We start from the raw sequence: 24,937 nt of genomic DNA, 5'->3' as shown, positions 1-24,937 counted from the left end.
GCGGGTTTCCGTCGTTATTGCGATGCAACGTCGCAGAGGGCACGGATGTTCCGGTATCACGCCGGTGGCGCGCGGTCTATTCGGCCAGAATAGCCTTGTCCGCCATTCGCGCCACATGGTCCCAGACCGCGCTGATGACGACGGAGCCTTCCCCGACGGAGGACGCGACCCGTTTGACGGACCCGGCGCGCACGTCGCCCACGGCGAAGACGCCCGGCGTCGAGGTTTCGAAAGCAGAGCCTCCGCCAGCGTCCCGTCCCGTTCTGACGAAGCCGCGCGGGTCCAGGTCGGCATGGCCGGCCAGCCAGCCCGTGTTCGGCGCCGCGCCAACCATCAGGAACACCGCCCGGGTGTCCAGGTGCCAGGTGCCGTCGGGCCCGTCGATCCCGACCCCGTCCAGCCGGTCGTCCCCCTTCAGGGCCGACAGCTCATGACCGAAATGCACGGTGATCGCCGGATCCTCCAGCAACCGCCGCGACAGGTAGTCGGACATGGACGACGCCAGGCTGTCCGAGCGGACCAGCACATGGACATGCCGGGCCGTGCGGCTGAGAAACATCGCCGCCTGTCCTGCGGAGTTGCCGCCGCCGACCACGACCGCCTCCGTGTCGCGGCACCAGCGCGCCTCCATGTCGGTGGCGGCGTAGTAGATCCCGGCGCCCTCGAACCGCTCAAGCCCCTCAAGCCCCAGCTTGCGGTACTGCACCCCCGTCGCCACCACCACGGCTCGGGCGCAGACCTCTTCGCCATCGTCGAGAGACAGGCAGAACCCGGCGTCGCGGCGGGCCAGTCCGGCCACCCGGCGCGGCATGGCGAAGCGGGTGCCGAACTTCATCGCCTGGATCTCGCCCCGCCAGACCAGATCGCCGCCGGAGATGCCGGTGGGAAAGCCCATGTAATTCTCTATCCGGCTGGAGGTTCCGGCCTGCCCGCCGATGGCGGTGTCCTCGATCACCAGTGCGCAGAGCCCCTCTGCACCGGCATAGACCCCGGCGGCCACGCCCGCCGGACCACCGCCGACGATCACCACGTCGAACACCTCGTCCCCGGCAAGGTTCATCTCCAGCCCCAGGAGCCGTGCCACGCTCTGCGGCGTCGGGTCATCGATCGCCTGACCGCCGTAGGTCACCGCCGGGCGGCATCCGTCCAGGGCGCAAACGCTCCGCTCCGCCTCCGCCGCGTCCGAGCGCAGGTCCATGAGCTGCACCGGAATGCGGTTGCGCGCCGCGAACTGCGCAATCCGCGCCACGGACCGGTCCACATCGGCGCCGATCAGCTTGAGCGCGGTGTCGCCGTCCTCGATCTGGCGGCGCCGCCGGGCGGCGAAGACGGTGATGACGATATCCGACATCTCCGGGATCGCCGACATCAGCTCCAGCATCCGGACCCGCGGCACGGCGATGCAGCAGGTGTCCGCGCAGGCCCGCATCGGCAGGGTATAGCTGCCGCCCGTCAGGAACGAGATCTCGCCCACGAACTGGCCCGGTCCCAGCGTGTGCGGCAGGCGCCTGCCACCGGTGGCCGGATCCACGACCTCGATCTCACCCGCCTCGACATAGAGGAACTCCGACATCGCCTGGCCGGGCGTGCCGATCATCCGACCGGCGGGGTAGTCGCGGATCTCACCGGCGCGGCGCAGCGCGTCGATATGGCTGTCGTGCAGCGGGATGCGCTGCATCTCCCGCAGATCCCGTGCCAGACTTTCCATGTCAGTCCCCCCTGCTCTGCGGAAAAACGCCCGACAGCGCGCGTCCGATGATCCGGTGCACCTGCGGCTTCGGTTCTACCACGAAGGGCAGCGGGCGGCAGACCTCCATCGCGGCGACGCCGACCCGCGCCGTCAGGGCGCCGTTCACGATCCCCTCGCCGAAGCGGCGGCTGATCTTGGTCAGCATCGAGCCGCCCGCGACCGACCCGATGAGGTCGTCGCCCACGGCCACGGCGCCCGTCGCCACCAGATGGGTCAGCACCGCGCGGGTCAGGCGCCACGCCCCCAGCGTGCCGGCCCGGCCGCCGTAGATCTCGGCGATGCGGCGGATCATGCGGAGGTTTGACACCAGCGCCGCGGCCACATCCGCCAGCGCCAGCGGCACGATCGCCGTCACGGCCGCGACCTGCCGCGCCGCGGCCTCGATCTCGGCCCGCGCGGCCATGTCGAGGGGGCGCATCATCTCGGACTCCGCCAGCCCCATCAGCGCGTCGGCATCGAAGAGGTCGCCCCGCCGCTCGGCCAGCCGCGCCCGGTGCCAGTCGAGCGGCGCGCGGCGGGCATAGAGCGCGTCGATCCGGTCCACGACGCCGCGCGCGGCCTCCAGGTCGGCCGACGCCAGCGCCGCGCCTGCCGCGGCCTGCAGATCGCCCACCCGCTTGAGCCGGGCGAGCGCCGAAAGCTCGCGCAGCGCAAGTGCCACGGACAGGACCAGCACGGCGCCAACCAGCACGGTGGCGATCCAGCCCAGCAGAGGGTTCGCGGCCAGAAGCGCCGTCACCGCCGACCATGTCGCCACGGACAGCACGAAGACGAAGAGCGTGCCCAGCGCCCGCCGGAACCAGCGCCCCAGCCGCGATGGCGGCCTGGCCGCGAGGGCCGCCATGGTCCGCATCGCCTGACCCGATGCCGCCGGTGCCGCATCGGGCACCGGCGGCGCCTCTGCCGGACCGGCCCGGACCGCGTCCGCCTCTTCCTCGATCAGGATCGGTCCCCGGCGCGTCACCATCCGCGCCGGCCCCGTTGCCCGGGCGCGCGCCGCGCGTCGCCCGCCGGCAGGCAAGCCTTCGCCGCCGCACGGCGCCCGGTCCTGACGGACACCCCCGCGCGCGCCGCCGGAAGGCCCGGCCGTGCCGCAGCGCAGGCGCGTGTATCCGATGCCGCTTGCCCCGTCACGTCCTGCCGACCCGGACGCCGGATTTGCGTCCGCGACCGGCCGGCGTCCATGTCCCGAACGCGTATCGCCCCGCCCGGCCCGCTCCCGCTCACAGCCGGTCTCCGATCAGAAACTCGACGGCGCGATCCAGGCGGATATGGGGCGGGCCTTCGCCCGGGGCCAGCGCACCGCCCTGGGGGCGGATGTCCATCACGGCGTAGTCGCCGTCCAGCCAGGTCTCCGCCCCGCGGCGCCCCTGGGACAGAAGCGCGCGCGGATCCTGCGGCAGCTCTCCGGGATGGAACGCGGCGCGCCGCCCGTCGGCCAGCACGCCGCGCACCACGTCCTGCAGCTCTCCGCCATGCTCGATCCGGTCCTCGGTGGTGGCGCGCAGCGACGCCAGCGCCATGGCGGCGGTCTTCGCCCCCGCGTAGTCGGCGCGGGATTTCGCGTCGGCCACCAGCGCCTCCATGATCCGGGTCAGGCGGCCGTGCTGGGCATGGTGCAGATGATCGGCCTTGGTGGCGGCAAAGAGGATCTTTTCGACCCGCTTGCCGCGGAAGATCTCGGTCAGGAAGGCGTTGCGGCCCGGACGGAACGCGCCAAGGATGTCGGCCATGGCGACGCGCAGATCCTCCACCGCCTGCGGACCGGCATGGATCGCGCCCAGCGCGTCCACCAGCACCACCTGCCGGTCGATCCGCGCGAAATGCGCCCGGAAGAACGGGCGCACGACCTCACGCTTGTAGGCTTCGAACCGCCGCTCGAACTCCCGCCGCAGCGATCCGCGGGGCGCCGCGCCCCGGGGCAGCGGCGCGAAGGTCAGCGCCGGAGAGCCGGCCATTTCGCCCGGCAGCAGGAACCGCCCCGGCGTGCAGTCGGAATAGCCCGCGTCCTTGGCCGCACGCAGGTAGCCGGTCCAGGCCTCGGCCAGCGCCTTGGCCCGGCCGATCTCGAACGCCTCGGTCGGGTCCACGCCCCCCACCCTTGCCAGATAGGCGGCCCCGTCCTCACGCCGGCCGGCGCGCTCCAGCGCCCCTTCGGACCAGCTGTCGAAGGCTTTTTCCAGCAGGGCAAGGTCCAGAAGCCACTCCCCCGGATAGTCGATGATGTCCAGATGCAGCACCTTCGGCCCCCTGAGCCCGGCGATGAGCCCGGTGGGCTGCACCCGCAGCGACAGGCGCAATTCCGAGATCGCCCGCGTGCTCTCGGGCCAGTGCGGGTTCGGTCCGGTCATGGCATCCAGGTGGGTCTCATAGTCGAACCGCGGCAGGGTGTCGTCGGGCTGCGGCTGCAGATACGCGGCCTGAATGGCGCCGTCCGCGGCGGCGCGCAGGCCCGTCATCCGCCCCCGGTCCAGCAGGTTCGCGACCAGCGACGTGATGAACACGGTCTTGCCCGCACGGCTGAGGCCAGTCACGCCAAGCCGCAGCGTCGGGTCGAAGAACCGGCCCGTGACCTGCCGTCCCATCGCCCCCACACGGGATCCGATCCCGTCCGCCAGTTCCCCGATCATGCGCGCCCCGTCCCATTCATCGCCAACAGATATGCGCCGCGGCGCCCGGCTTCCAGTCGCGGTCCGCGCTTGCCGGCCCGCCACGCCCGGCCTATGCCGCGCCCATGCCCAGATATGCCTTTCGCATCGAATACGACGGGACGCCGTTCTCCGGGTGGCAGCGGCAGGCCGGCCAGCCGACGGTGCAGGGCGCGCTGGAGGCCGCGCTGGCCCGGCTGGAGCGCGGCGTGCCCGCCGTCGCCGCCGCCGGCCGGACCGACGCGGGCGTCCATGCGACGGGCCAGGTGGCGCAGGCCGACATGTCGCGCGACTGGGAGCCGTTCCGCCTGTCCGAGGCGCTGAACTATCATCTCAAGCCCGCACCGGTCGCGGTCACCGCCTGCGCACGGGTGCCGGACGACTGGCACGCGCGGTTCTCGGCCACGCGCCGCCACTATACCTACCGGATCGTCCGGCGCCGCGCCCCCCCCGTGCATGAGCGCGGCCTTGTGTGGCATGTGCGTGTGCCGCTGGATCCGGCCGCGATGCAGGCCGCGGCCGACAGGCTGGTGGGGCGGCACGATTTCACCACCTTCCGGTCGGTCCAGTGCCAGTCTCCGTCCCCGGTCAAGACGCTCGACCGGCTGGAGGTCGAGACGATCCCCCGCGCTGTCGGGCAGGAGATCCGCATCCATGCCGCCGCCCGGTCGTTCCTGCACAACCAGGTGCGCAGCTTCGTCGGCACGCTGGAACGGGTCGGCGCCGGTGCCTGGTCGGCCGACGACGTCTCGACCGCGCTGAAGGCGCGCGACCGCGCCGCCTGCGGGCCGGTGGCCCCGCCCCAGGGACTGTGCCTCATGCACGTGCGCTATCCCGCCGACCCGTTCGACTGAACCATCCGCCAGAACCGCATCTGCAACAGCACCGCGGCAAGAAAGAGCCCCACCGCCATGCCCAGCCACACCCCGACGCCGCCGAATTCCAGCCCGAACCCCAGAACCCAGGCCGCCGGGATGCCCACCAGCCAGTAGCTCACCGATGCGATCACCATCGGTCCGCGGGTGTCCTGCACCCCCCTGAGACCGCCCATGGCCATGACCTGTGCCGCGTCCACCGCCTGAAACAGCGCCGCCGCCGCCAGGAACGCGACGCCCAGCGCCAGCACCTCTGCCCGATCGGGATCGTCGGCCCGCAGGAACGGTCCGACCAGCGCCTCCGGCAATGTCAGAAACAGCGTCACCGTCACCGTCACGATACAGGCCGACAGGCCCATGGCCACCTGCGCGCCGCGCGCCAGCCCGGTGCGGTCGTTCCGTCCCAGCGCGTTGCCCGCCCGGATCGTCGCCGCCTGACTGAGCCCCATATGCGCCATGAACACGATCGAGATGATCTGGATGGCGATCCCGTGCGCGGCCAGCGGCACCTCTCCCAGCCAGCCGACCATGACCGACGACGCAGAGAACAGCCCCGCTTCGGCCAGGATCGCCAGCCCGATCGGCCAGCCGAGCCGGAACACCCGGCCCATGGCGTCCGGATCCGGGCGCCATATCCGAACGAAGAGCGCGTGTTCCCGCGTCGCCACCGCCGCATGGACGCCCAGCGCGGCGCAGGCGGCAAGCATGGACAGGAGCGATCCCACCGCCGCGCCGACCACGCCGAGTTCCGGCGCGCCCCAGTTGCCGAAGATCAGCGCGTAGTTGACGGCCGCGTTGACGACGACCGCCGCCGCCATGGCCCAGAACTGCGCCCGGGCGCGGCCCAGTCCGGACAGGTAGCCGCGCAGCACCATCACACCCATGGCCGGAAAGATCGACCAGCCCTGCACCGCCAGGTATTCCGCGCCGATGTCCGACACGACACCGGACTGCCCCAGCGCCAGGAAGATCGGCCGCGCCAGCAGAAAGACCGGGATCGCCACCGCGCTCCAGCCGGCCGCCAGCCACATCGCCATCCGTGCGACGCGCCGGATGTCGGCCGTCCGGCCGCGGCTGTCGGCCTCCGCGACCAGCGGCGTGACCGCAAGGCCGAACCCCGCCCCGAACAGCAGCGCCATGGTGAAGAGGGTCGAGCCGAGGACCTGACCCGCCAGCACCGTGATGTCGTAGCGTCCGAGCATCACCGTGTCGGTGAGCTGGATCAGCATCTGCGCCACCAGGCTGCCGGTCAGCGGCACGCCCAGCGCCAGCGTGCGCGCGATATGCTCTCTGAGGGACATGAAACGCCCCTACGCCCGCGCCGGAGCCCGGGCAAGACCGCGCGCGCGGGATCAGATCTCGTCGCGCCAGCGATGTTTCGGCGCGAAGCCCAGCAGCCGCTCGGCCTTGGCGATGGAATAGAACGTCTCGTGCTCCGCCATCTCGCGCCGGTGCGGAACGCCCTGATAGAAGCGGGCGGCGATCTGGTCGCTGGTCAGATCCACGCTGGGATCGGGGTTGGCGACGTTGAACACCTCATAGCCCAGCCCGTCCGACGTCAGGCAGAGATCCACCATCTGTCCCAGGTCGCGGGCGTCGATATAGGCGAAGATGTTGCGCCGCCGCAGCGCGGGATCCTTGACGAAGGCCGGGAAGAGATCCGCGTATTCATGCGGTTCGATCACGTTGTTGATCCGCAGCCCGTAGACATCCGCGCCCGAGCGGCGCTGGAACCCGCGGGCCGTCGCCTCATTGCAGACCTTCGACATGGCGTAGCTGTCGCCCGGTTCGGTGGGATGTTCCTCATCCACGGGTATGTACTCCGGCTTGCGCTCTCCGTCGGCAAAGCAGATGCCGTAGGTCGTCTCGGACGAGGCAAAGACCACCTTGCGGATCCCAAGGCCCGTCGCCGCTTCGAGCACGTTGTAGGTGCCCATGGTGTTGGTGTGGAACACCTCCACGTCCGTGGTGATCATGATCCGCGGAATCGCCGCGAAATGCACCACGGCGTCGTAGGGGCGGACGCCGTCGCCGTCCTCAAGCTCGTCGAAGTCGGCCGGCATGGTGAGCGCGCCCCAGACCTTGCCCGCGTCGGTCACGTCGCCGGTGATGTTCTTGACCCCCGGCAAATCCAGCGGCACCCGGTCGAAATTCGTCACCTCATGCCCTTGGTCACGAAGATAGGGCACCACGTGCCGACCCGCCTTGCCGCTGCCGCCGGTAAAGAAAATACGCATGGCTGAACTCCTTTTCGATCGCGTCAGCAGCTAGATCGGCGGAGGGCGCGCGACCAGTCACAGGGCCGGTATTTTCGGCCCTGGGCGGCGTGGCGGGTTCAAAACGCCACTTGCCAATTCCGGCACGGGACCCGACGCATGGAGCCATGACCGACACACGCCAAGCCCGCATCGCGGCAACCTCAGCATTCTGTCTCAACGGCCTTCTGTTCGGCCTCTGGGCCGCGCGCATCCCGTCGTTCGTCGACCGGTTCGGACTGACCCACGATCAGCTTGGCCTGCTGCTGCTCTGCATCGCGGGCGGAGCGATCGTCGCGTTTCCCCTGGCCGGCCGGCTGACCGACAGGATCGGGGCCGCGCGCGTGACGCGTCTTCTGATCCCGGTGCAGGTCGCGGCATTGCTGGCATTGCCCGCCGCACCATCCGTGGTCCTTCTGGCACCGGCGCTGGTGTTCTTCGGCGCGGCCTACGGGGCGACGGATGTGGCGATGAACGGCTGGGCGACAGAGGTCGAGCAGGCGCGGGGCCGTCCCATCCTGTCGTCGTTCCACGCCGCCTGGTCGCTGGCCTCCGGTCTTGGGGCGGCAACCGGTCTGATCCTTGCGGGGATCGGTCCGTTCTGGCACTTCGCCACGGTGGGACTGCCGGCGGCGGCGATCTGCTGGCGACTGACCGGCGTTCCCTGGCACAGCCGCACCAGCGACGACGCACCCGCTTTCGCGCTGCCGCGCGGCCCGCTGGTGCTGGTGGGCTTCATGGCGCTGGCAGGCGCATTGGCCGAGGGGGCCGTCGCCGACTGGAGCGCGGTCTATCTGATCGAGGCGCTGGCCCAGTCCGAGGCGCGGGCGCCGCTGGGATACGCAGTCTTCGCAGTCGCGATGGTGGCGGTACGACTGGCCGGTGACAGGCTGACCGAGCGGATGGGCGCGGTCGCGGCGGCGCGGGCCAGCGGGCTCACGGCCGCGGCGGGCGCCGCGCTGGTCGCCGTGGCGCCGTCGCTGGTGGTCGCGCTGCCGGGCTTTGCGCTTCTGGGTCTGGGGCTGGGGGTGATCTTTCCCCTGGCCTTCTCGCGTGCCGCCGCCGAAGGCACGGTGCCCACGGGACAGGCCATCGCGTCGGTCGCGACCCTGGGATACGGCGGGCTGCTGATCGGACCGCCCCTGATCGGAGCGATCGCGGCGCTGACGTCCCTGCGGATCGGCCTGGCGATGCTTGCGGTGCTGGCCCTGCTGATTGCGGTGCTGGCGCGGTCGCTGCGCAGGTAAGGGCGCGGGCGCCGCCTGGCGCAGATCCTGCGGCCGCGGCCCCCGACCGAGGCGGCGCTTGCCGCCGTCTCCGACCCCTGACACAATCGCGCCAACAAGAACGAGAGGCACGAGCATGGCCGACGATCTTCTCAAGGGCGCCGCCCCCCAGACCTACGATGCGTCGTCCATCGAGGTGCTGGAGGGGCTGGAACCCGTACGCAAGCGCCCCGGCATGTATATCGGCGGCACCGACGAACGCGCGCTGCACCACCTGGTGGCCGAAGTTCTCGACAACTCCATGGATGAGGCGGTGGCGGGTCACGCCAACCGGATCGAGGTCGAGCTCCATGCCGACGGCGCGGCCACCATCCGCGACAACGGGCGCGGCATCCCCACGGACCCGCACCCGAAATTCCCCGATAAATCCGCGCTGGAGGTCATCCTGTGTACCCTGCACGCCGGCGGAAAGTTCTCCGGCAAGGCCTACCAGACCTCCGGCGGCCTGCATGGCGTCGGCATCTCCGTGGTGAACGCGCTGTCGGACCGCGTCCGGGTCGAGGTCGCGCGCGACCGGCAGCTGGTGGCGCAGGAGTTTTCGCGCGGGATCCCGCAGGGCCCCGCCGCCCCCGCCGGCGCCGCGCCGAACCGAAAGGGCACGTCGGTCACCTTCCACCCGGACCCGGAGATCTTCGGCGCGCTGCGGCTCAAGCCCGCGCGGCTGCACAAAATGGTCCGCTCAAAGGCGTATCTCTTCTCCGGGGTCGAGATCCGCTGGACATCCGAGATCGACGACGCGGAGACACCGACACAGGCCACGTTTCACTTTCCCGGCGGCCTGTCGGATTACCTGAAGGAGACGCTGGGCACGGTCGCCACCTACGCCGACACGCCTTTCGCCGGGTCGGTAGACTTCCGCGACGCGCCCGGCAAGGTCGAATGGGCGATCAACTGGACGCCCGCACGCGACGGATTCATCCAATCCTACTGCAACACGGTCCCGACGCCCGAGGGCGGCACCCACGAGGCCGGGTTCTGGGCCGCCATCCTCAAGGGCATCCGCACCCACGGCGAGCGGGCGGGCGTGAAGAAGGCCGCCAACATCACCCGCGAGGACCTGACCGCCGGGGGGTGCGCGCTGGTGTCCTGTTTCATCGCAGAGCCCGAATTCGTCGGCCAGACAAAGGACCGGCTGGCCACCAACGCCGCGCAACGGCTGGTCGAAACCGCGGTCCGCGACCATTTCGACAACTGGCTTGCCGCCGACACCAAGGCCGCCGGCGCGATCCTGGACTATCTGGTGCTGAGGTCCGAAGAGCGCCTCCGACGCCGCCAGGAAAAGGAGACGCAGCGCAAGTCGGCCACCAAGAAGCTGCGCCTGCCGGGCAAGCTCGTGGACTGCACCGCGAAGGCGCGCGCCGGAACGGAACTCTTCATCGTCGAGGGCGACAGCGCGGGCGGATCGGCCAAGATGGCCCGCCTGCGCGAGACGCAGGCGCTGCTGCCGCTCCGCGGCAAGATCCTGAACGTGCTGGGCGCGGCATCGTCGAAGCTGGGCCAGAACCAGGAGATCGCGGACCTGTGCCAGGCGCTGGGCGTCGGCATGGGAACCAAGTTCAACCTGGATGACCTGCGCTACGACAAGGTCATCATCATGACCGACGCCGATGTGGACGGCGCCCATATCGCATCGCTCCTGATGACGTTCTTCTACACGCAGATGCGCCCGATGATCGACGCCGGACACCTCTACCTGGCCTGCCCGCCGCTTTTCCGCCTGACCCAGGGCGCGCGCCGCGAATACGCCCTGGACGAAGCCGGCAAGGACCGTCTGATGAAGACCGGGCTGGGCGGCAAGGGAAAGATCGACGTATCCCGCTTCAAGGGACTGGGTGAGATGGACGCCAAGGACCTCAAGGAAACCACGATGAACCCCGCAACGCGCAAGCTGATCCGCGTGCGCATCGTGGACGAGGAGCCGGGAGAGACCGGCGATCTGGTCGAGCGGCTGATGGGCAAGAAGCCCGAGCTGCGGTTCGAGTACATCCAGCAGAACGCGCAGTTCGTGGAAGAGCTGGACCTCTGAATCGCGGGCGGTCTTGCCCCGGACAGGACCAACCTGGCGCGCCCGATGTCAAAAGGGCTGTGCGATCGCCGTGATTCGCTTTAAGCGTGCAGTACCACCTATCGGAGAACACATATGCGCGCCCTGTTTCTTCTCGCTCCCTTTGCCCTTGCAGGGTGCACCCAGTATGAGTCGCTGCCGGTGACTCTCCGGACCGACGGCGGCCAGGTCACCTGCCAGTTGTACGGCATCAACCAAGTATACTTCGATACGGCCATTTCCTGGCCGGAGACCATGACGGAAAAGGTCGCTGACGGGTACTGTGTTGCCGAGGGCCGTCGGATCCTGAACGCCCGGCGATAGGGCTCGGTCCCCGGCCGCTGCGGTCAGGCGGCGCGGGGCTGGACCACGGGGCCGAACCGCGAGACGCCAGCCAAGCCATGCTCTGCCGCATCCTGCTGTTTCTGATCTTGCTTTCGGCCTGCGGGCGGCCCCTGAGCCCCGGCGAGCGGGCCTTTGTCCGGGGCGTTCAGGGCCCCGCCATCGACGGCTCGCGGGTCCGGGTCCATGGTGTGAACCCGCTCTACGCGTTCCCGATGACCCGCCCCCCGAGACCCTATGTCACCTGCCGGGAGAGGATCTACCCGCCGGAGACCGCGCCCGTCGAGGTCCGCGTCGCGGCCACCGTTCTGCTGAACCGGATCTTCGTTGCCGGACCGGTGTTCCGACCGGATTTCCTGGCCGGCTACCCTGAGACCGCCGACCTTCCGGCGATGATGCTGCTGGCCCATGAGTTGACCCATGTCTGGCAATGGCAAAGGCGCGATCTGACCGGCTATACGCCGCTCAAGGTCGCGCAGGAGCACGGTTCCGACGCCGATCCCTATGTCTTCGACCTGTCCGAAAATCGCCCGTTCCTGTCCTATCCCTACGAACAGCAGGCAGGATTGGTGGAGGAATTCGTCTGCTGTCGTGCCCTGGACCCTGAGGCGCCGCGGACCGGGCAGTTGCATCGCCTTCTGACGCCGGTCTTTCCGGCCCTTGCGCGCCGCGAACTGGTGCGGAAAAGCAACAGCGCTCCCGCAAATCGCAACGCGCCGCAGCGCGGCATTTGTCAGGAGTCCTGACTTCGCCCTAACCTTACGTTACGTTGATGCATTCCCCGGGCGCGGTGGCCCGGTGAATTTTCTCCCTGAAGGACTGGCCACGCCCGCTGGCGTGGCCCTTTTCATGTCCGGACCATGCGCCTCCGCCTCCCCCCCCCCGCCACGGGGCATTGGCGGAGGTGTCGCACGCCGAGAGGCCCCCCCCGCCGGACCTTCGCAAGCTCAACTTTCCGTTGCAGAACCCCAAGGACCGGACTAACCGCGCTCTCGACCATCAGGGGACCGCGATGCTTCGCCAGCTCATTCCCGTCAGCGCGCTTCTCACCGGATCCGCCTGCCTGCTTTTCGCCGGAGGGATCAACGGCCTCCTGCTGCCGATCCGCGGCGGCGCGGAGGGGTTCACCGCCTTTTCCCTGGGCCTTCTCGGGACCGGCTGGGCGATCGGCTATGTCCTGGGCTGCCTCCTGACTGCGGGGCTGGTGGCGCGGGTCGGCCATATCAGGGCCTTCAGCGCGCTGGCGTCGCTGGCGGGAATCACCATCCTCACCACCGCGCTCATCATCGACCCCTGGGCCTGGATCATCCTGCGCGGAATCTGCGGATTCTGCTTTGCTGGTGCCGCCATGATCGTCGAAAGCTGGCTTGCCGACCGGTCCCGTCCGGAAACCCGGGGACGGGTGTTCGGCATCTACACCATGGTCAACCTGATAGCGTCGACCGCCGGCCAGCTGATGCTGACGGTGGGAGACCCCTCCGGTTTCGCCCTCTTCGCGGCGGCCGGCATCTTCTACGCCATGTCGCTGGTGCCCACGTCGATCTCCACCCAGTCGAACCCGACGCCGCTGGTTCAGGTCCGGCTCGACCTGCCGGGGCTTTGGCGCACCTCACCGATCGCCGTCTTCGCGGTGTTCTTCGTGGGGATGTCGAACGCGTCCTTCGGCGCGCTGGCCCCGGTCTTTGCAGAGCGCATCGGCCTGACGCTCGGAACCATTGCCGTGTTCGCGTCGATCCCGGTCCTTGCCGGCGCCGTGGCACAACTTCCGGTTGGGGTGCTGTCGGACCGGATGGACCGGCGCTGGGTGCTGATCGGGGTGGCGATCACCGCCCTGCTCGCGGATGCGGCCTTTCTTTTCTGGCGGCCCGAAAGCGCCACGGCGAACCTGTGGCTGGCCGCGGCGCTGGGCGGGTCGATCTTCGCCATGTATCCGGTCATCGTCGCCCACGCCAACGACCACGCCGGGGAAGGCGCCGCGATCCGGGTGTCGGGCGGCCTGCTGCTGGTCTTCGGCCTGGGTTCGATCGTCGGGCCGCTGGCGGCGGGCTACGGGATGACGGCGTTCGGCAACCGGTCGCTCTTTGCCGTCACGTCGGTGTCGCATATGCTGATCGTCGCCTTTGCGCTGCTCCGGATCCGCACCAGCAGTCCGCCCGTGGCCGACAAGGGCAGCTTCGTGCCCACCGGCAGCGCGCGAATGACCACGCCCCAGACGGCCACCCTATCCGAAGAGCTTCAGACCGGCGCATGAGGATAGGGTTACGGCATCCCCCCTATCGCGTGGACGTTATCGCGATACAAGCGGCGGTGACGCTATGATCGCGCGCCGAACCCCCGACCCAAGGAGTGCACGAATGTCCGCCCGTATCCTGTCTGTCAGCCTTGCATGTCTTGCGCTCGCCGCACCGGCCGGCGCCCAGACCTCTCCCGCATGGTCGGCCCTGGACGACATCAGCGGAGAGTGGTCGTCGGCCGGGGGGAACTGCGACACGCCCGACCAGACCTGGCGGATCGGCAGCACGCGGATCGTCGCGGGGCGGACCGGGTTCGACCTTCAGGGGCTGGGCGGGGGTGCGGGTGTCTTGCGCCTGGATCTGCTGAACCGCGCCACGGGTCAGCGCAGCGCCATGTCCGTGCGGATCGCGGCCGGACGTCTGCAGGTCGACGGAGCCGGCTACTCCGCCAGTCTGGTGCGCTGCGATCGTCTTGCGGCCGTCGAGGCGCCCGATTTCGGCGGTGCGGTGACGACCCGGCCGCTGGATGGCACCGCAGATCTGCCGAGCACGTCCGAGCTTGCGGATGCGCTGGGCGGCAACGGGGGCAGTACTCCGGCCGCGACCGGAGAGGACCCGGCCGAGACGGGCTACCGGACCCTGGCCGGGGCGTGGCGCGGTCCGGACGGCCAATGCGACTGGAGCATCGGAAGCGATGCGCTGGTGCTGTCCGGCACCCGGTATTCGGTGACGAACCTGGTAGGCACCGGCGCGCGGATCGGCGTGAACGTCCTGCGCGAGGGCGATGGCCAGCCGGCGACCTTCACCCTCAGCGCGGCCGGGGACGGCGCGACGACGGTCCATGGCGCCGTCAGCGAGGGATCGGGCAGCGTCTCGAAAGCGATCGACACCCGGCTGACCCGTTGCTGAGGCGGTAACCAAGTCTAAACCTCTCGCCTGCAGTGTGACGGTGCGCCACCCGGAGATGCCGCCATGCTTCGCCTCTTGCCGATCCTGCTGCTGATTGCCGGGCCCGTCCTGGCCGGTGGATACTGCGGACCGGACGCCTCCTGCGGTCTGGGTGCGGTCAGACCTGAGTCGCCCGTTCTGGTTCCGCCGGTCGGCGGGTTCGGGACCGGTGTGATTGAGCCCAGCCCAGAGGCGCGGCAATTCTATGAGCGTCGGATGGCCGATCTGTGGAGATCCGAAGCGAACGGGACCTGTCGCGGCATCAACGGCGCCTGGCATCTGACCCCCCGCCGGATTTTCGCGGACGGGATCGAATATGAGGTATTGGCGGTCGCCGGATCGCCGGAGCGGATGACGTTGACCGCGCTCAGGACCTGGGACCGATCGCCGGCGCTGCTTACTCTCACGCCCGCCGGCCGCAACCGGCTCGGGGTGACCGGAGAGGTCGCGGGCGAAATCTCCCGCTTCAACGTCGCGCTGAGGCGCTGCTGAGGCGACGCGGACCGAGCGTGGCAAGAGACCCGAGTTGGCAGGTGCAGACGGGCGGTGACGTGCAACGATACGAACCGGCTCGGCGCGAATCGGTCCATGATCCCACGCTCGATCGTTGCGGACCCTGAACAACCGCCGCTTCCGGTCGGCCTGGTCGATGGCATGGACCCCTCCATCGCAAGACAGTCACGGTGGCCTTGCAAGGCCGCAAGCCAGCCATGTCGAGACCGAGGCGCGCCTTGGGGTATTCCGGGCGCGGGAACCGTCGTGGCTCGGTCACGATCCCGCCCGTTCGACGAATGTCGTGTAGTCCTGCGCCCGTCGGGCATTTCCAACGCCGTCGACGCCGAGACGATCTGAAAGGCAGCCGATTGGGTGGCTTGAGAACAAGACCGAAGATCGACAGGCGCTGCCCGGTCTGTAATGCCAACGCCGCCCCGCCCCAGGCCCCCGTTGACCGACATTCTCCGTGGGGTCCGGACCGAGCGCGGTATGGTCGGCGCCGGCGGTCCGGACAGGACGCTCGGATAACCCATGGGCATCACCGAAAGCGCGCGACAGGAGATCGGGAAGATCGCCCCAGCCGTCGTAAGGGTCATGTGCCGGCACATGACGCCCTCAGGCAACCGGATTGGCCCGTACGAGGCCCGACCGAAAATCGAGGTCCGTCCGAACGCTTGGGACCGGTACGCCACGCAATTCCAACCTCGGACCGACCACCGCCTTGGCGATCGCTATCGCGGGCGCCGGACCGAATACGACTGCGGGTGCCAGAATCGCCTGGCCCACGCTTTGGCAAGATCGCCCCTCCGCCCGACCTGCTGCCAGAGAAAGACGCGTTCGAACCGGCGACGCCAACGCAACGGTCGCAACGAACAGGCCACGCCCCCGAACGGCAAGACTGTCGTAACCCGTAGAGCCGTTGGGAACACGGCTCGTGAACACCATCAAGGCCAGCGGTCGGATAAACCCCGCATACGGGCCGGACACACCACCGCTTTTGCAAGCCGCACACCGGAACGCCCGCCTTGCCGCTCAGAAGGCATAGACACGGCCCGCCCGATCGTTTCCGGGCTATTCCATAGCGATGCGTCCGTCGGTGTAGGGCGTGTACGGCGTGTTCCGTGCCAGATATTCGGCCGTGACCTCTGCAAGATCGGGCCCGTAGTCATAGGCGTTCTCGGCATCCTCGAACATCGCGTAGCCGTCGCCGCCGTTGCGGACGTAGTTGTTCGAGACCACGCCATAGCGTGCCTCCGGGTCGAGCGGCGCATCGCCAATCATGACGTCGGAGACGCGCGCGCCCGTCTCGGCCGACGGATCGACAGAGAACGTCATCCCCGCCACCTGCGGAAAGCGCCCGCCGCCTTCGTCGATCTGGCTGACGCCGTTCTCCAGCGCCTCCTTCAACGTCGCGCCGGTCACCTGGAACGTGGACAGGGTGTTCTGGAACGGCAGGACGGTCAGCACCTCGCCCATGGTGATCTGTCCGGCGTCGATGGACGCGCGCAGGCCACCTCCGTTGGCGATGGCGACCTGGATACCCTGGTCGGCGACCCGGTCGAGCATGGCGTCGGCCACGAGATTTCCCATCTGGCATTCCCGCGCACGGCAACTGTCGCGGTCCCCGTCGATGGGTTCCGCCGCCTCCGCCACGACCTTCTGGCGGATTTCGTTCAGCGGCTGCGCGGCGTCCTCGACCCGCTGCCGCGTCGCCTGATCCTCCGTCACGGCGGCATCCAGCAGGATCGGCGCGCCGCTGGCTTCCGTCACGGTCCCCTCGTCGTCGAAGGTCACGTTGAGCTCGCCGAGGTACTTGCCATAGGCATAGGCCTGCACGATGGCGGTGTCGCCCACCATGGTCGGATACGGACCCTTGGCCCCCTCCATCTCGCCCAAAAGGGTGTTCGAATGGCCGCCAACGATGACGTCGACGCCGGTGGTGTTCTCGGCCACCATCCGGTCGACCGCATAGGAGGAATGCGACAGCACGACGATCTTGGTCACGCCCTCTGCGGTCAGGCGGTCGACCTCACCCTGCACGGCCTCCGACGGGTCGGTGAACACGACGTTGGGGCCGGGCGACGCAAGCTCGTCTGTATCCACGGGCGTGAGACCGATCAGGCCGATCTTCTCGCCGTTCTTCTCGATCACGGTGGATTTCCGGATCACGTCCTTCAGAAGCGGCTCCGACGACAGGTCCGCGTTGGACATCAGGATCGGGAAATCGATGGCCTGAGCGAAGGACTGCAACACCTCCGGCCCGTCGTCGAACTCATGGTTGCCGACGGTCATCGCATCGTAGCCAAGCGAATTCATCATCTCCGCGGCCAGCTTGCCCTTGTAGTAGGTGTAGAACAGCGTGCCCTGGAACTGGTCGCCGCCATCCACCAGCAGCGTGGTGTCGTTGCGCGACGTGGCGTCCCCGATCGCGGTGACCAGCCGCGCCCAGCCGCCGAGGCATTCGCCGGCCTCGTTGTCCTCCGGGCTGCAGGTCGAATCGTACTGGTTGATCGGCTCGAAGCGGGAATGGAAATCGTTGGTGTGCAGGATCGTAATGGAAAACTCGGCCTGCGCCGCGCCGGCGACAAGGGCCGACGCCGCGGCGGCGGTGAAGAGATGCACTCTCATTGGGGACTCCCTGGTTCGGTCTGACCGAAGACTGCGCCGCAGCGGCGCGGCTGTCAAAGCCCGCCCGCGCACCGGCCCGGCGACGCGGCTTCCCCTTGGGACAGCGCGGCCTAGGTCAACGGCGAACCGACGCAAGGAGTGGCATGATGCGGATCTACAAGGTGTTCCGGGCTGCGGAATGGAACGAGCTGGAGCGGACCGGAGAGACTGCCGGCTCTCCCGACGACCAGAGGGACGGGTACGTGCATTTCTCGCCCAAGGACGCGCTGGGAGAGACCCTGGCGCGCCACTACAAGGCTGAGCACAATTTGATCCTGGTCGCCTGCGAAACCGACGACATGGGCGATCACCTGAAATGGGAAGAGGCGCGGGACGGGGCCGAGTTCCCGCATCTCTACCGCAAGCTGACCCGCGACGACGTGCTCTGGCACAGGGAAATCCCGCGTGACGGAATCGACCAGCTGACGCTCGGCGAAGAGTGACGCTGGCCGAACGGATCGGACTGGCCGCGCTGCGCCGGCTCGACCCGGAAACGGCGCACGGGCTGGCGCTGCGCGGCCTGCGCGCCGGACTGGCGCCGGGACCGGGGGCGGTGACAGGCGACCGGCTCCGTGGCCGGGTGGCCGGCCTGGACCTGCCCAACCCTGTGGGCCTTGCGGCAGGGTTCGACAAGAACGCGACGGCGCTGGGTCCGCTGTCCCGGGCAGGCTTCGGGTTCCTGGAGGTCGGCGCGGCGACGCCCAGGCCGCAGGACGGCAACCCCCGACCAAGGCTCTTTCGGCTGGCCGAGGACCGGGCCGCGATCAACCGGTTCGGGTTCAACAACGACGGCGTAGAGGCCATCGCCGCGCGCCTTGGCGCCACGCCGACGGCCGTTCCCCGGGGCCTGAACCTAGGCGCCAACAAGGACAGCGACGACCGCGCCGCCGATTTCGCGGACGTGCTGCGCCGGGCCGGCCCCGAAGTGGATTTCGCCACCGTCAACGTCTCTTCGCCCAATACAGAGCGGCTGCGCGACCTGCAGGGCGCCGATGCCCTGCGCGGGCTGCTGGACGGGGTGATGGCGGCGAACCCGCTCCGGATCCCGATCTTCCTCAAGATCGCGCCGGATCTGGCCGGCCGCGAACTGGAGGACATCGCCCGCGTCGCGGCAGCCAGCGGCGTCGCCGCCATCGTGGCCACGAACACGACCCTTGCGCGCGACGGGCTGCGTTCGAAGCACCGCGACCAGGCGGGGGGGCTTTCTGGCCTGCCGCTGTTCGCACCCAGCACCCGCGTCCTGGCGCGGCTCTCCACCCTTACCGACCTGCCGCTGATCGGCGTCGGCGGCATCGCGTCGGCCGAGGACGCGTATGCCAAGATCCGCGCGGGCGCCTCTGCGGTGCAGCTCTATACCGCGCTGGTCTATGGCGGGCTGTCGCTGGCCGCGCGCATCGCCACCGGGCTGGACGCGCTGCTGGCGCGGGACGGCATCGCGTCGGTGGCGGAGGCGGTCGGCACCGACCGGGACCGGTGGCTCTAGCCGACGGAGCGTTCCAGCGCCGGATAGCGCCACCCCAGGGTAACCCCCCGGGCCACGAAGCTGGTCAGAAAGGCCAGCCACAGCCCGTGATTGCCCAGCGTCGGCACCAGGGCCAGCGCGGCGGCGACATAGACGGCGAAGGACAGCGCCATCATGTTGCGCATGTCTGCGGTGCGGGTCGCACCGATGAAGATCCCGTCCAGCATCCACGCGGCGCAGCCCAGGATCGGCGCGGCGACCATGTAGGGCAGGAAGCCGCGCGCCTCGGACCTGACCGGAGGCGCTGTGGTCATCACGTCGATCACCCACCCCCCCGCCAGCAGGAAGAGGACCGCGAGCGCACCGCCGGTCAACGCCCCCCAAACCGACGACACCACCGCCCCGCGCCGGAACAGGTCGCGCCTTCCCCGGCCGAGCGCGCCGCCGACGATCGCCTCCGCCGCGAAGGCGAACCCGTCCATGGCGTAGGCGGTGATCTCCAGAAATTGCAGCAGGATCTGGTTCGCCGCCAGGGTCACATCCCCGAACCGCGCCCCGGTCAGCAGGAAACTGACGAAGATCGCCTGCAGCATGAGTGACCGCAGCAGGATGTCGCCGTTCACCTGCGCGAAGCGGCGCAGGCGCGCGGGGTCCAGGATCCGTGCCCGGTCGCGCCAGGCAGGCGTGGCGAAGGCGTCGCGGCAGAGCCACAGACCGAAGGCCAGGCCCGACCACTCGGCGATGAAAGTCGCCGCCGCAACGCCCGGCACCCCCCAGCCCAGTCCCAGCACGAACCACAGGTCTAGCGCGACATTGAGCCCGTTCATCAGGATCTGGATGGCAAAGACGCCGCGCGTCCGCTCGGCCGCGATCAGCCAGCCGGTGATCGCGTAAAGAGAGATCAGCGCCGGCGCGGACCAGACCCGGATGCCCATATAGGACCGCGCCAGGGCCTCGACCTCCGCGCTTGCCGGCGACACGCGGAAGGCCCCCCAGAAAAGCGGCACCTGAGCCATGACGATGGCCAGCCCACCGGCCATGCCGATGACCAGCCCGCGGGTCAGGATCGCCGCGCCCTCTTCCATGTCGCCGCGGCCCAGCGCCTGGGCCGCAAAGCCCGTGGTTCCCATCCGCAGGAACCCGAAAATCCAGTAAAGCGCGGCCAGCACAATCGCGCCGATGCCGACCGCTCCGATGGGCGCGGCCTCTCCAAGTTGGCCGACCACGCCGGTATCCACCGCGCCCAGGATCGGCACGGTGGCATTCGACAGCACGATCGGCAGGGCGACGGCCAGCACCCTGCGGTGCGTGACCGCGCGGGCGTCAGTCATCGCGCCCCTGGGGCATCACGAAATGACCGGAGGCGGAGGCGTAGAGCCGGTCGCGGTTGTCCTGCCAGCCGTCGACCTGAACGCTCGCGTAGCGCCGCCCGGAGCGCACGATGCGGGCGCGCGCATAGGCATCCCGCGGCAGGCCCGAGCGCAGGTAATCCACCGTGAAGTCGATGGTCTTCGGCATCCGTGGCAAGGACGTCGGGTCCAGCGAATCGGGATCCACCTCACCGCTCTCGACCTCCTGCCAGAGCCGCGACCAGGCCAGCGCGATCGAGGCTGTGGTTTCCAGGAATGCCGCTGTCACGCCGCCATGGAGCGCCGGGAGCATCGGGTTGCCGATCAGCTTGTCGTCGAACGGCAATATGCCGGTCAGCTCATCGCCGCGCCGTTCGAACCGGATGCCCAGGTAGCTGACGTAGGGGATGCCGCCGACCAGCGCCTCCAGCGCCGAATCGCGGCGCTTCTTGATGATTTGAACGGGTTCGGGAGACGGCCGGCTCATGGACGTTTTCCCTGTTCCACGATGAAGGCGCCGGTCGCGGTCGCCACCGGCCTGTCGCGGTCGTCGTCGAGAGCCCGCGCCCGCACGAAGGCGACCGAGCGGGTCACGTGATAGCATTCCGCCTCGGCCCGGATCGTCTGCCCCGGCGTGGCGGGCCGCATGTAGTCGATCCTGAGATCCAGCGTCGCCGTCCCGGCCGGGTTGTCCGGGTGGCACATCACGGCGGCACCGGAACACGTGTCCATCAGCGCCGACACCGCCCCGCCATGCACCACGCCCGAGCGCGGATCGCCGATCAGCTTCTCGTCATAGGGCATCTCGATGGTGCAGCGGCCCTCTCCGATCTCCAGGATCGCCATGTTCAGGTCGCGGGCGTGGGGGATCGCCTCCATGAAATGCCGTGCGATATCCTGGGGGTCGTGGGCCATGGGCGGTGCCTTCCGTCTGTCGCGTCGGTTGTGACGGTAGGTCGCGGGGGGGACAAGGGGAACGTGGGGGCGCCGCATGCGTTCCGGAACCATGGTAGACACCTTGACCCTTGCGATCTTCGGAGCCGCCGGAAAGACCGGCAAGCAGGCCGTGCGTCAGGCCGTGTCCCGCGGACATACGGTGCGGGCCGTGGAAAAGTCGTGGCCGGACACCGACGACCTGCCCGAGCGTGTGGACCGCCGCACCGCCAATGTGATCGAGGACGACCTCGCCCCCGCGATCGACGGATGCGATGCGGTAATTTCCTGCATCGGCCTGCCGCTGACGGCCGGCACCGCCCTGTCGCCGCCGCCCCTCTACACCGAAAGCACGAAGAGATACCTAGATGCCATGGAGCGGTGCGGCGTCTCGCGCATCGTCGTGATCTCCGCCAGCTTCGTGGTGACCCGCGACCGCGGCCCGATGGCGTTCCGCGCTGCCGCCACCGTGGCGCTGGAGCCGATCTTTACCCAAATGGGCGAGATGGAGCGCCTGCTGCGCGCGTCGGCCGTGGATTGGACCGCGGTGCGGCCCGGATGGCTCATGGAAGGCGACGCAACGGGCGACGCGACGGTGACCCCTGAGGTGATCGCACCGGACCTGATCCGGACCCGGCACGGCGACCTGGCCGCCTTCATGCTCGATTGCGTGGAGGCCGGCGACTGGATCCACCGTACCCCTGCCATCGGGCGCAAGGAGGCGGAGGAGGCAGAGTCGGCGGCCCGCCTGCTGCGCGAGATCGCCCTCTAGGCATCGCCGCCTTCGCTGCCTAGTATCCCCGGCAACGGGAGGGCCACATGACCGACAGGGAAAACTCACTGTCCTTCAAGGAAATGTGTGCGCGGTTCGAGGTGACGCCCCGGACCCTGCGGTACTACGAATACATTGAACTGCTATCCCCGGATCGCGACGGGCGGGCGCGAACATACGGGCCGCGCGACATCGCCAGAATGACGCTGATCCTGCGCGGGCGCCGATGGGGGTTCAGTCTGGAAGAGATCCGCCAATGGCTTCTGATCTATGACGAAAAGGGCAGCGTCGCCCAGATGCAGGCTTGGGTCGACCTTGCCGACGGGCAGATCGTGGCGCTCGAACGTGAGGTCGAGCAGTTGAAGGAGGCGATCGTCAGCCTCCGCCAGACGCGCGATGCGGTCGCCGGCCGCCTGGACGACTCCTGATGGAACGCGACGTCACGGGCGATCAGCTGACGTGACGTTCGAGTTACGTTAACGTCAAGCAGCCTTGTATAGATGCGCTTGGCGGTGCATCTGACCCTTCGTCAGCCTGTAACCAGTCGAGAGCGAAGACAATGACCGATACCCTTATGACGATTCGTGAGATGTGTGACGCGTTCGAGGTCACGCCGCGCACCCTGCGGTTCTACGAATCGAAAGAGTTGCTGGCACCGGTTCGCGAAGGCCAGAAGAGACTGTTCACCCGGCGCGACCGTGCCCGGCTGAAGCTGATCCTGCGCGGCAAGCGGTTCGGCTTCAGCCTGGAGGAGATCCGCCAGCTTCTCGATCTCTATGGCGAGGGTGAACAGCAGATCACCCAGCTCAGAAAGACCTACGAGATCGCGCGCGCGCGGCTCGACGATCTCAAGTCCCGGCGCGTCGAACTCGACGAGGCGATCGCCGAACTGGAAACGCAACTGCGCTGGGGCGCCAAGACCCTGGAAGAGTTGCAGCGCAACCCCGCCGCCTGACCTGACCCCCGGAGGACCCGATGACCAGCTATACCGCCCCCGTCGATGACATGCAGTTCCTCTTCCACGAGGTTTTCGAAGTCTCCGGGTCCGACATTCCCGGATACGAGGAACTGGAGCCCGACTTCACCAAGGCGGTTCTGGAAGAGGCCGGCAAGCTGGCCACGGGCGTGCTCCACCCGCTGAACGCCGTGGGCGATGCGCAGGGCTGCCGGCTGGAGAACGGCGTCGTGCGCACGCCCGAGGGGTTCAGGGATGCCTATCGCCAGATGTGCGACGGCGGCTGGATCGGGCTCGATTGCGACCCGGACTACGGCGGCCAGGGGATGCCGCATATGCTGAACTCCGCCGTGGGCGAGATCTTCGTGTCTGCCAACATGGCGTTCAACATGTACCAGGGGCTGAGCCACGGCGCCTACAACGCGATCCATACCCACGGCACCGCCCAGCAAAAGCAGACCTATCTGCCGAAGATGGTGGAAGGGTCGTGGACCGGCACGATGAACCTGACCGAGCCGCATTGCGGCACGGACCTGGGGCTGATCCGCACCAAGGCGGAACCGCAGGACGACGGCAGCTACCGCATCTCCGGCCAGAAGATCTGGATTTCCGCCGGCGAGCATGACATGGCCGACAATATCGTGCACCTCGTGCTGGCCAAGATCCCCGGCGGGCCGGAGGGGGTGAAGGGCATCTCGCTCTTCATCGTGCCGAAGTTCATGGTGAACGAGGACGGATCGCTCGGCGACCGCAACGCGGTGACCTGCGGCGGGCTCGAATCCAAGATGGGCATCCACGGCAACGCCACCTGCGTGATGAACTACGACGGCGCCACGGGCTATCTCATCGGCGAGATGCACAAGGGCATGCGCGCCATGTTCACCATGATGAACGAGGCCCGCCTGGGCGTCGGCGTACAGGGCTACGCCCAAGGCGCCGTGGCCTACCAGAACGCCCTGGGCTTTGCCCGCGACCGCCTCCAGGGACGCGACGTGACCGGGCCCGCCAACCCGAATGGCCCCGCCGATCCGATCATCGTCCACCCCGACGTGCGCCGGAACCTCATGGACCAGAAGAGCTTTGTCGAGGGCGCGCGCGCCTTCGCGCTCTGGGGCGCGCAGCTGATCGACCGCTCCCAGCGCAACGGCGATGCGGAGGCAGAGGCGCTGGTATCGCTGCTGACCCCGGTGCTGAAGGGATTCCTGACCGACAAGGGGTTCGAGACCACGGTGCTGGCGCAGCAGACCCTGGGCGGGTCGGGCTTTACCCGTGAGTGGGGACTGGAGCAGTTCGTCCGCGACGCCCGCATCACCATGATCTATGAGGGGACCAACGGCATCCAGTCGCTCGACCTCGTCGGTCGCAAGCTGGGGCTGAACGGCGGCCGCACGGTCATGGGCTTCTTCGATCTGGTCAAGACCTTCATAAAGGAGAACGAATCCGACCTCCGCCTCAAGTCCGACTTCCTGGATCCGCTCAAGGCGGCCTCCAAGGACCTCCAGGGGGCGGCGACGTATTTCATGCAGAACGGCATGAAGAATCCGCATGAGGCGCTGTCGGGCTCTTACGACTTCATGCACCTCTTCGGCCATGTCTGCCTGGGGCTGATGTGGTCCCGGATCGCCCGGGCGTCGTTGGCCGCGCTCGACGCGGACACGTCGAACCCGGACTTCCACGAGGCGAAACTGGCCACGGGGCGCTACTATATGGCGCGCCAGCTTCCCGCGACGCGGATGCACCGCGCGCGGATCGAATCCGGCGCGGAACCGGTCATGGCCCTGGACGCGGCGAACTTCTGACCTGGCGGGCCGGTTCGCGTCCGCCAACGGCAAGCGCGCGGACTCGACGCGGGCGGCCCTGCGCCCCATCCTGCCAAAAGACGCAAGCCCCGGGAGGTCCGCACCCGCCCGGCCAATCCAATA

23 protein-coding genes are annotated in these 24,937 nt (G+C 68.8%); 14 read left to right on the top strand and 9 right to left on the bottom strand.

Features of this window, described 5'->3' with window-relative positions:
- Window positions 1-76: 76 nt before the first annotated feature.
- The 3 genes from KW83_RS05705 to KW83_RS05695 all read right to left on the bottom strand — a co-directional run bounded on the left by KW83_RS05705 (window position 77) and on the right by KW83_RS05695 (window position 4,380).
- A complete protein-coding gene (locus tag KW83_RS05705) occupies window positions 77-1,708 on the bottom strand; it encodes an FAD-dependent oxidoreductase (RefSeq protein ID WP_036175866.1) in 1,632 nt (543 codons plus the stop codon).
- 1 nt (window position 1,709) lies between these two features.
- Window positions 1,710-2,717, bottom strand: coding sequence for a YcjF family protein (locus tag KW83_RS05700; protein ID WP_036175858.1), 1,008 nt, complete (start codon window positions 2,715-2,717; stop codon window positions 1,710-1,712).
- A 256-nt stretch (window positions 2,718-2,973) separates the two neighbouring features.
- Window positions 2,974-4,380, bottom strand: coding sequence for a YcjX family GTP-binding protein (locus KW83_RS05695; RefSeq protein WP_036175855.1), 1,407 nt, complete (start codon window positions 4,378-4,380; stop codon window positions 2,974-2,976).
- Between the two features lie 104 nt (window positions 4,381-4,484).
- Here KW83_RS05695 and truA point away from each other — a divergent pair, with 104 nt between their 5' ends.
- A complete protein-coding gene (truA, locus tag KW83_RS05690) occupies window positions 4,485-5,252 on the top strand; it encodes a tRNA pseudouridine(38-40) synthase TruA (protein WP_036175852.1) in 768 nt (255 codons plus the stop codon).
- Here the strand turns inward: truA and KW83_RS05685 are convergent.
- Together KW83_RS05685 and KW83_RS05680 are read right to left on the bottom strand one after the other, a co-directional pair.
- Window positions 5,228-6,574: an MATE family efflux transporter gene (locus KW83_RS05685; protein ID WP_036175849.1), complete on the bottom strand. Its 1,347-nt coding sequence runs from the start codon at window positions 6,572-6,574 to the stop codon at window positions 5,228-5,230. The two genes, truA and KW83_RS05685, sit on opposite strands and share 25 nt — an antisense overlap.
- Window positions 6,575-6,625: 51 nt before the next feature.
- On the bottom strand, window positions 6,626-7,510 hold the full coding sequence (locus tag KW83_RS05680) for an NAD-dependent epimerase/dehydratase family protein (protein ID WP_036175846.1): 885 nt from the start codon (window positions 7,508-7,510) through the stop codon (window positions 6,626-6,628).
- 146 nt (window positions 7,511-7,656) lie between these two features.
- Between KW83_RS05680 and KW83_RS05675 the strand changes: the two genes are divergently transcribed.
- The 7 genes from KW83_RS05675 to KW83_RS05645 all read left to right on the top strand — a co-directional run bounded on the left by KW83_RS05675 (window position 7,657) and on the right by KW83_RS05645 (window position 14,874).
- Window positions 7,657-8,775, top strand: a complete 1,119-nt coding sequence (locus KW83_RS05675; RefSeq protein ID WP_036175843.1) for an MFS transporter — start codon at window positions 7,657-7,659, stop codon at window positions 8,773-8,775.
- A 115-nt stretch (window positions 8,776-8,890) separates the two neighbouring features.
- Window positions 8,891-10,840 (top strand): DNA topoisomerase IV subunit B, encoded by a 1,950-nt coding sequence (parE, locus tag KW83_RS05670; protein ID WP_036175840.1) that lies wholly within the window; start codon window positions 8,891-8,893, stop codon window positions 10,838-10,840.
- A 114-nt stretch (window positions 10,841-10,954) separates the two neighbouring features.
- Window positions 10,955-11,182, top strand: a complete 228-nt coding sequence (locus KW83_RS05665; RefSeq protein WP_036175838.1) for a hypothetical protein — start codon at window positions 10,955-10,957, stop codon at window positions 11,180-11,182.
- Window positions 11,183-11,259: 77 nt separating this feature from the next.
- Window positions 11,260-11,946, top strand: coding sequence for a hypothetical protein (locus tag KW83_RS05660; RefSeq protein ID WP_036175836.1), 687 nt, complete (start codon window positions 11,260-11,262; stop codon window positions 11,944-11,946).
- 266 nt (window positions 11,947-12,212) lie between these two features.
- Complete coding sequence (locus tag KW83_RS05655; RefSeq protein WP_036175834.1) at window positions 12,213-13,451, top strand: MFS transporter; 1,239 nt, start codon at window positions 12,213-12,215, stop codon at window positions 13,449-13,451.
- A gap of 103 nt (window positions 13,452-13,554) precedes the next feature.
- Window positions 13,555-14,343 (top strand): hypothetical protein, encoded by a 789-nt coding sequence (locus tag KW83_RS05650; RefSeq protein ID WP_036175832.1) that lies wholly within the window; start codon window positions 13,555-13,557, stop codon window positions 14,341-14,343.
- Between the two features lie 63 nt (window positions 14,344-14,406).
- Entirely contained in the window at window positions 14,407-14,874 is a 468-nt protein-coding gene (locus tag KW83_RS05645) for a hypothetical protein (protein WP_036175830.1), read from the top strand.
- A gap of 1,074 nt (window positions 14,875-15,948) precedes the next feature.
- On the opposite strand, the gene KW83_RS05640 is transcribed toward KW83_RS05645, so the two are convergent.
- Entirely contained in the window at window positions 15,949-17,505 is a 1,557-nt protein-coding gene (locus KW83_RS05640) for a bifunctional metallophosphatase/5'-nucleotidase (RefSeq protein WP_036175828.1), read from the bottom strand.
- Window positions 17,506-17,651: 146 nt separating this feature from the next.
- Between KW83_RS05640 and KW83_RS05635 the strand changes: the two genes are divergently transcribed.
- Window positions 17,652-17,987: a DUF952 domain-containing protein gene (locus KW83_RS05635; RefSeq protein WP_036175826.1), complete on the top strand. Its 336-nt coding sequence runs from the start codon at window positions 17,652-17,654 to the stop codon at window positions 17,985-17,987.
- Entirely contained in the window at window positions 17,984-19,027 is a 1,044-nt protein-coding gene (locus tag KW83_RS05630; protein WP_036175823.1) for a quinone-dependent dihydroorotate dehydrogenase, read from the top strand. The genes KW83_RS05635 and KW83_RS05630 overlap by 4 nt, the downstream gene beginning before the upstream one ends.
- Here KW83_RS05630 and KW83_RS05625 read toward each other — a convergent pair.
- Genes KW83_RS05625 through KW83_RS05615 form a run of 3 tightly spaced genes read right to left on the bottom strand, consistent with a single transcriptional unit; the run spans window position 19,024 to window position 21,270 of the window.
- Window positions 19,024-20,337, bottom strand: a complete 1,314-nt coding sequence (locus KW83_RS05625; protein ID WP_036175820.1) for an MATE family efflux transporter — start codon at window positions 20,335-20,337, stop codon at window positions 19,024-19,026. The two genes, KW83_RS05630 and KW83_RS05625, sit on opposite strands and share 4 nt — an antisense overlap.
- Entirely contained in the window at window positions 20,330-20,842 is a 513-nt protein-coding gene (locus tag KW83_RS05620; RefSeq protein ID WP_036175818.1) for a PaaI family thioesterase, read from the bottom strand. Before KW83_RS05620 ends, KW83_RS05625 begins: the two co-directional genes overlap by 8 nt.
- Window positions 20,839-21,270: a PaaI family thioesterase gene (locus KW83_RS05615; RefSeq protein WP_036175816.1), complete on the bottom strand. Its 432-nt coding sequence runs from the start codon at window positions 21,268-21,270 to the stop codon at window positions 20,839-20,841. Before KW83_RS05615 ends, KW83_RS05620 begins: the two co-directional genes overlap by 4 nt.
- Before the next feature lie 76 nt (window positions 21,271-21,346).
- Here KW83_RS05615 and KW83_RS05610 point away from each other — a divergent pair, with 76 nt between their 5' ends.
- The 4 genes from KW83_RS05610 (at window position 21,347) to KW83_RS05595 (ending at window position 24,814) form a co-directional block, all read left to right on the top strand.
- Window positions 21,347-22,060, top strand: coding sequence for an NAD(P)H-binding protein (locus tag KW83_RS05610; RefSeq protein ID WP_235191364.1), 714 nt, complete (start codon window positions 21,347-21,349; stop codon window positions 22,058-22,060).
- A gap of 47 nt (window positions 22,061-22,107) precedes the next feature.
- Window positions 22,108-22,488, top strand: a complete 381-nt coding sequence (locus tag KW83_RS05605) for a MerR family transcriptional regulator (RefSeq protein ID WP_036175810.1) — start codon at window positions 22,108-22,110, stop codon at window positions 22,486-22,488.
- A 131-nt stretch (window positions 22,489-22,619) separates the two neighbouring features.
- Window positions 22,620-23,015, top strand: a complete 396-nt coding sequence (locus KW83_RS05600) for a MerR family transcriptional regulator (RefSeq protein ID WP_036175807.1) — start codon at window positions 22,620-22,622, stop codon at window positions 23,013-23,015.
- A 20-nt stretch (window positions 23,016-23,035) separates the two neighbouring features.
- The gene (locus KW83_RS05595; protein WP_036175804.1) at window positions 23,036-24,814 is read left to right on the top strand and encodes an acyl-CoA dehydrogenase C-terminal domain-containing protein; all 1,779 of its coding nucleotides are present in this window, start codon (window positions 23,036-23,038) and stop codon (window positions 24,812-24,814) included.
- Window positions 24,815-24,937: the final 123 nt, after the last annotated feature.

Origin of the sequence: Palleronia rufa (assembly GCF_000743715.1) — a bacterium.
GTDB lineage: Bacteria > Pseudomonadota > Alphaproteobacteria > Rhodobacterales > Rhodobacteraceae > Palleronia > Palleronia rufa.
This window is presented reverse-complemented; position numbering and strand designations above follow the sequence as displayed.

Bases quoted from the DNA above. Each gene is read 5' to 3' on its own strand.
- KW83_RS05705 (WP_036175866.1), bottom strand. From the start codon at position 1,708: ATGGAAAGTCTGGCACGGGATCTGCGGGAGATGCAGCGCATCCCGCTG.
- KW83_RS05700 (WP_036175858.1), bottom strand. From the start codon at position 2,717: ATGGTGACGCGCCGGGGACCGATCCTGATCGAGGAAGAGGCGGACGCG.
- KW83_RS05695 (WP_036175855.1), bottom strand. From the start codon at position 4,380: ATGATCGGGGAACTGGCGGACGGGATCGGATCCCGTGTGGGGGCGATG.
- truA (WP_036175852.1), top strand. From the start codon at position 4,485: ATGCCCAGATATGCCTTTCGCATCGAATACGACGGGACGCCGTTCTCC.
- KW83_RS05685 (WP_036175849.1), bottom strand. From the start codon at position 6,574: ATGTCCCTCAGAGAGCATATCGCGCGCACGCTGGCGCTGGGCGTGCCG.
- KW83_RS05680 (WP_036175846.1), bottom strand. From the start codon at position 7,510: ATGCGTATTTTCTTTACCGGCGGCAGCGGCAAGGCGGGTCGGCACGTG.
- KW83_RS05675 (WP_036175843.1), top strand. From the start codon at position 7,657: ATGACCGACACACGCCAAGCCCGCATCGCGGCAACCTCAGCATTCTGT.
- parE (WP_036175840.1), top strand. From the start codon at position 8,891: ATGGCCGACGATCTTCTCAAGGGCGCCGCCCCCCAGACCTACGATGCG.
- KW83_RS05665 (WP_036175838.1), top strand. From the start codon at position 10,955: ATGCGCGCCCTGTTTCTTCTCGCTCCCTTTGCCCTTGCAGGGTGCACC.
- KW83_RS05660 (WP_036175836.1), top strand. From the start codon at position 11,260: ATGCTCTGCCGCATCCTGCTGTTTCTGATCTTGCTTTCGGCCTGCGGG.
- KW83_RS05655 (WP_036175834.1), top strand. From the start codon at position 12,213: ATGCTTCGCCAGCTCATTCCCGTCAGCGCGCTTCTCACCGGATCCGCC.
- KW83_RS05650 (WP_036175832.1), top strand. From the start codon at position 13,555: ATGTCCGCCCGTATCCTGTCTGTCAGCCTTGCATGTCTTGCGCTCGCC.
- KW83_RS05645 (WP_036175830.1), top strand. From the start codon at position 14,407: ATGCTTCGCCTCTTGCCGATCCTGCTGCTGATTGCCGGGCCCGTCCTG.
- KW83_RS05640 (WP_036175828.1), bottom strand. From the start codon at position 17,505: ATGAGAGTGCATCTCTTCACCGCCGCCGCGGCGTCGGCCCTTGTCGCC.
- KW83_RS05635 (WP_036175826.1), top strand. From the start codon at position 17,652: ATGCGGATCTACAAGGTGTTCCGGGCTGCGGAATGGAACGAGCTGGAG.
- KW83_RS05625 (WP_036175820.1), bottom strand. From the start codon at position 20,337: ATGACTGACGCCCGCGCGGTCACGCACCGCAGGGTGCTGGCCGTCGCC.
- KW83_RS05620 (WP_036175818.1), bottom strand. From the start codon at position 20,842: ATGAGCCGGCCGTCTCCCGAACCCGTTCAAATCATCAAGAAGCGCCGC.
- KW83_RS05615 (WP_036175816.1), bottom strand. From the start codon at position 21,270: ATGGCCCACGACCCCCAGGATATCGCACGGCATTTCATGGAGGCGATC.
- KW83_RS05610 (WP_235191364.1), top strand. From the start codon at position 21,347: ATGCGTTCCGGAACCATGGTAGACACCTTGACCCTTGCGATCTTCGGA.
- KW83_RS05605 (WP_036175810.1), top strand. From the start codon at position 22,108: ATGACCGACAGGGAAAACTCACTGTCCTTCAAGGAAATGTGTGCGCGG.
- KW83_RS05600 (WP_036175807.1), top strand. From the start codon at position 22,620: ATGACCGATACCCTTATGACGATTCGTGAGATGTGTGACGCGTTCGAG.
- KW83_RS05595 (WP_036175804.1), top strand. From the start codon at position 23,036: ATGACCAGCTATACCGCCCCCGTCGATGACATGCAGTTCCTCTTCCAC.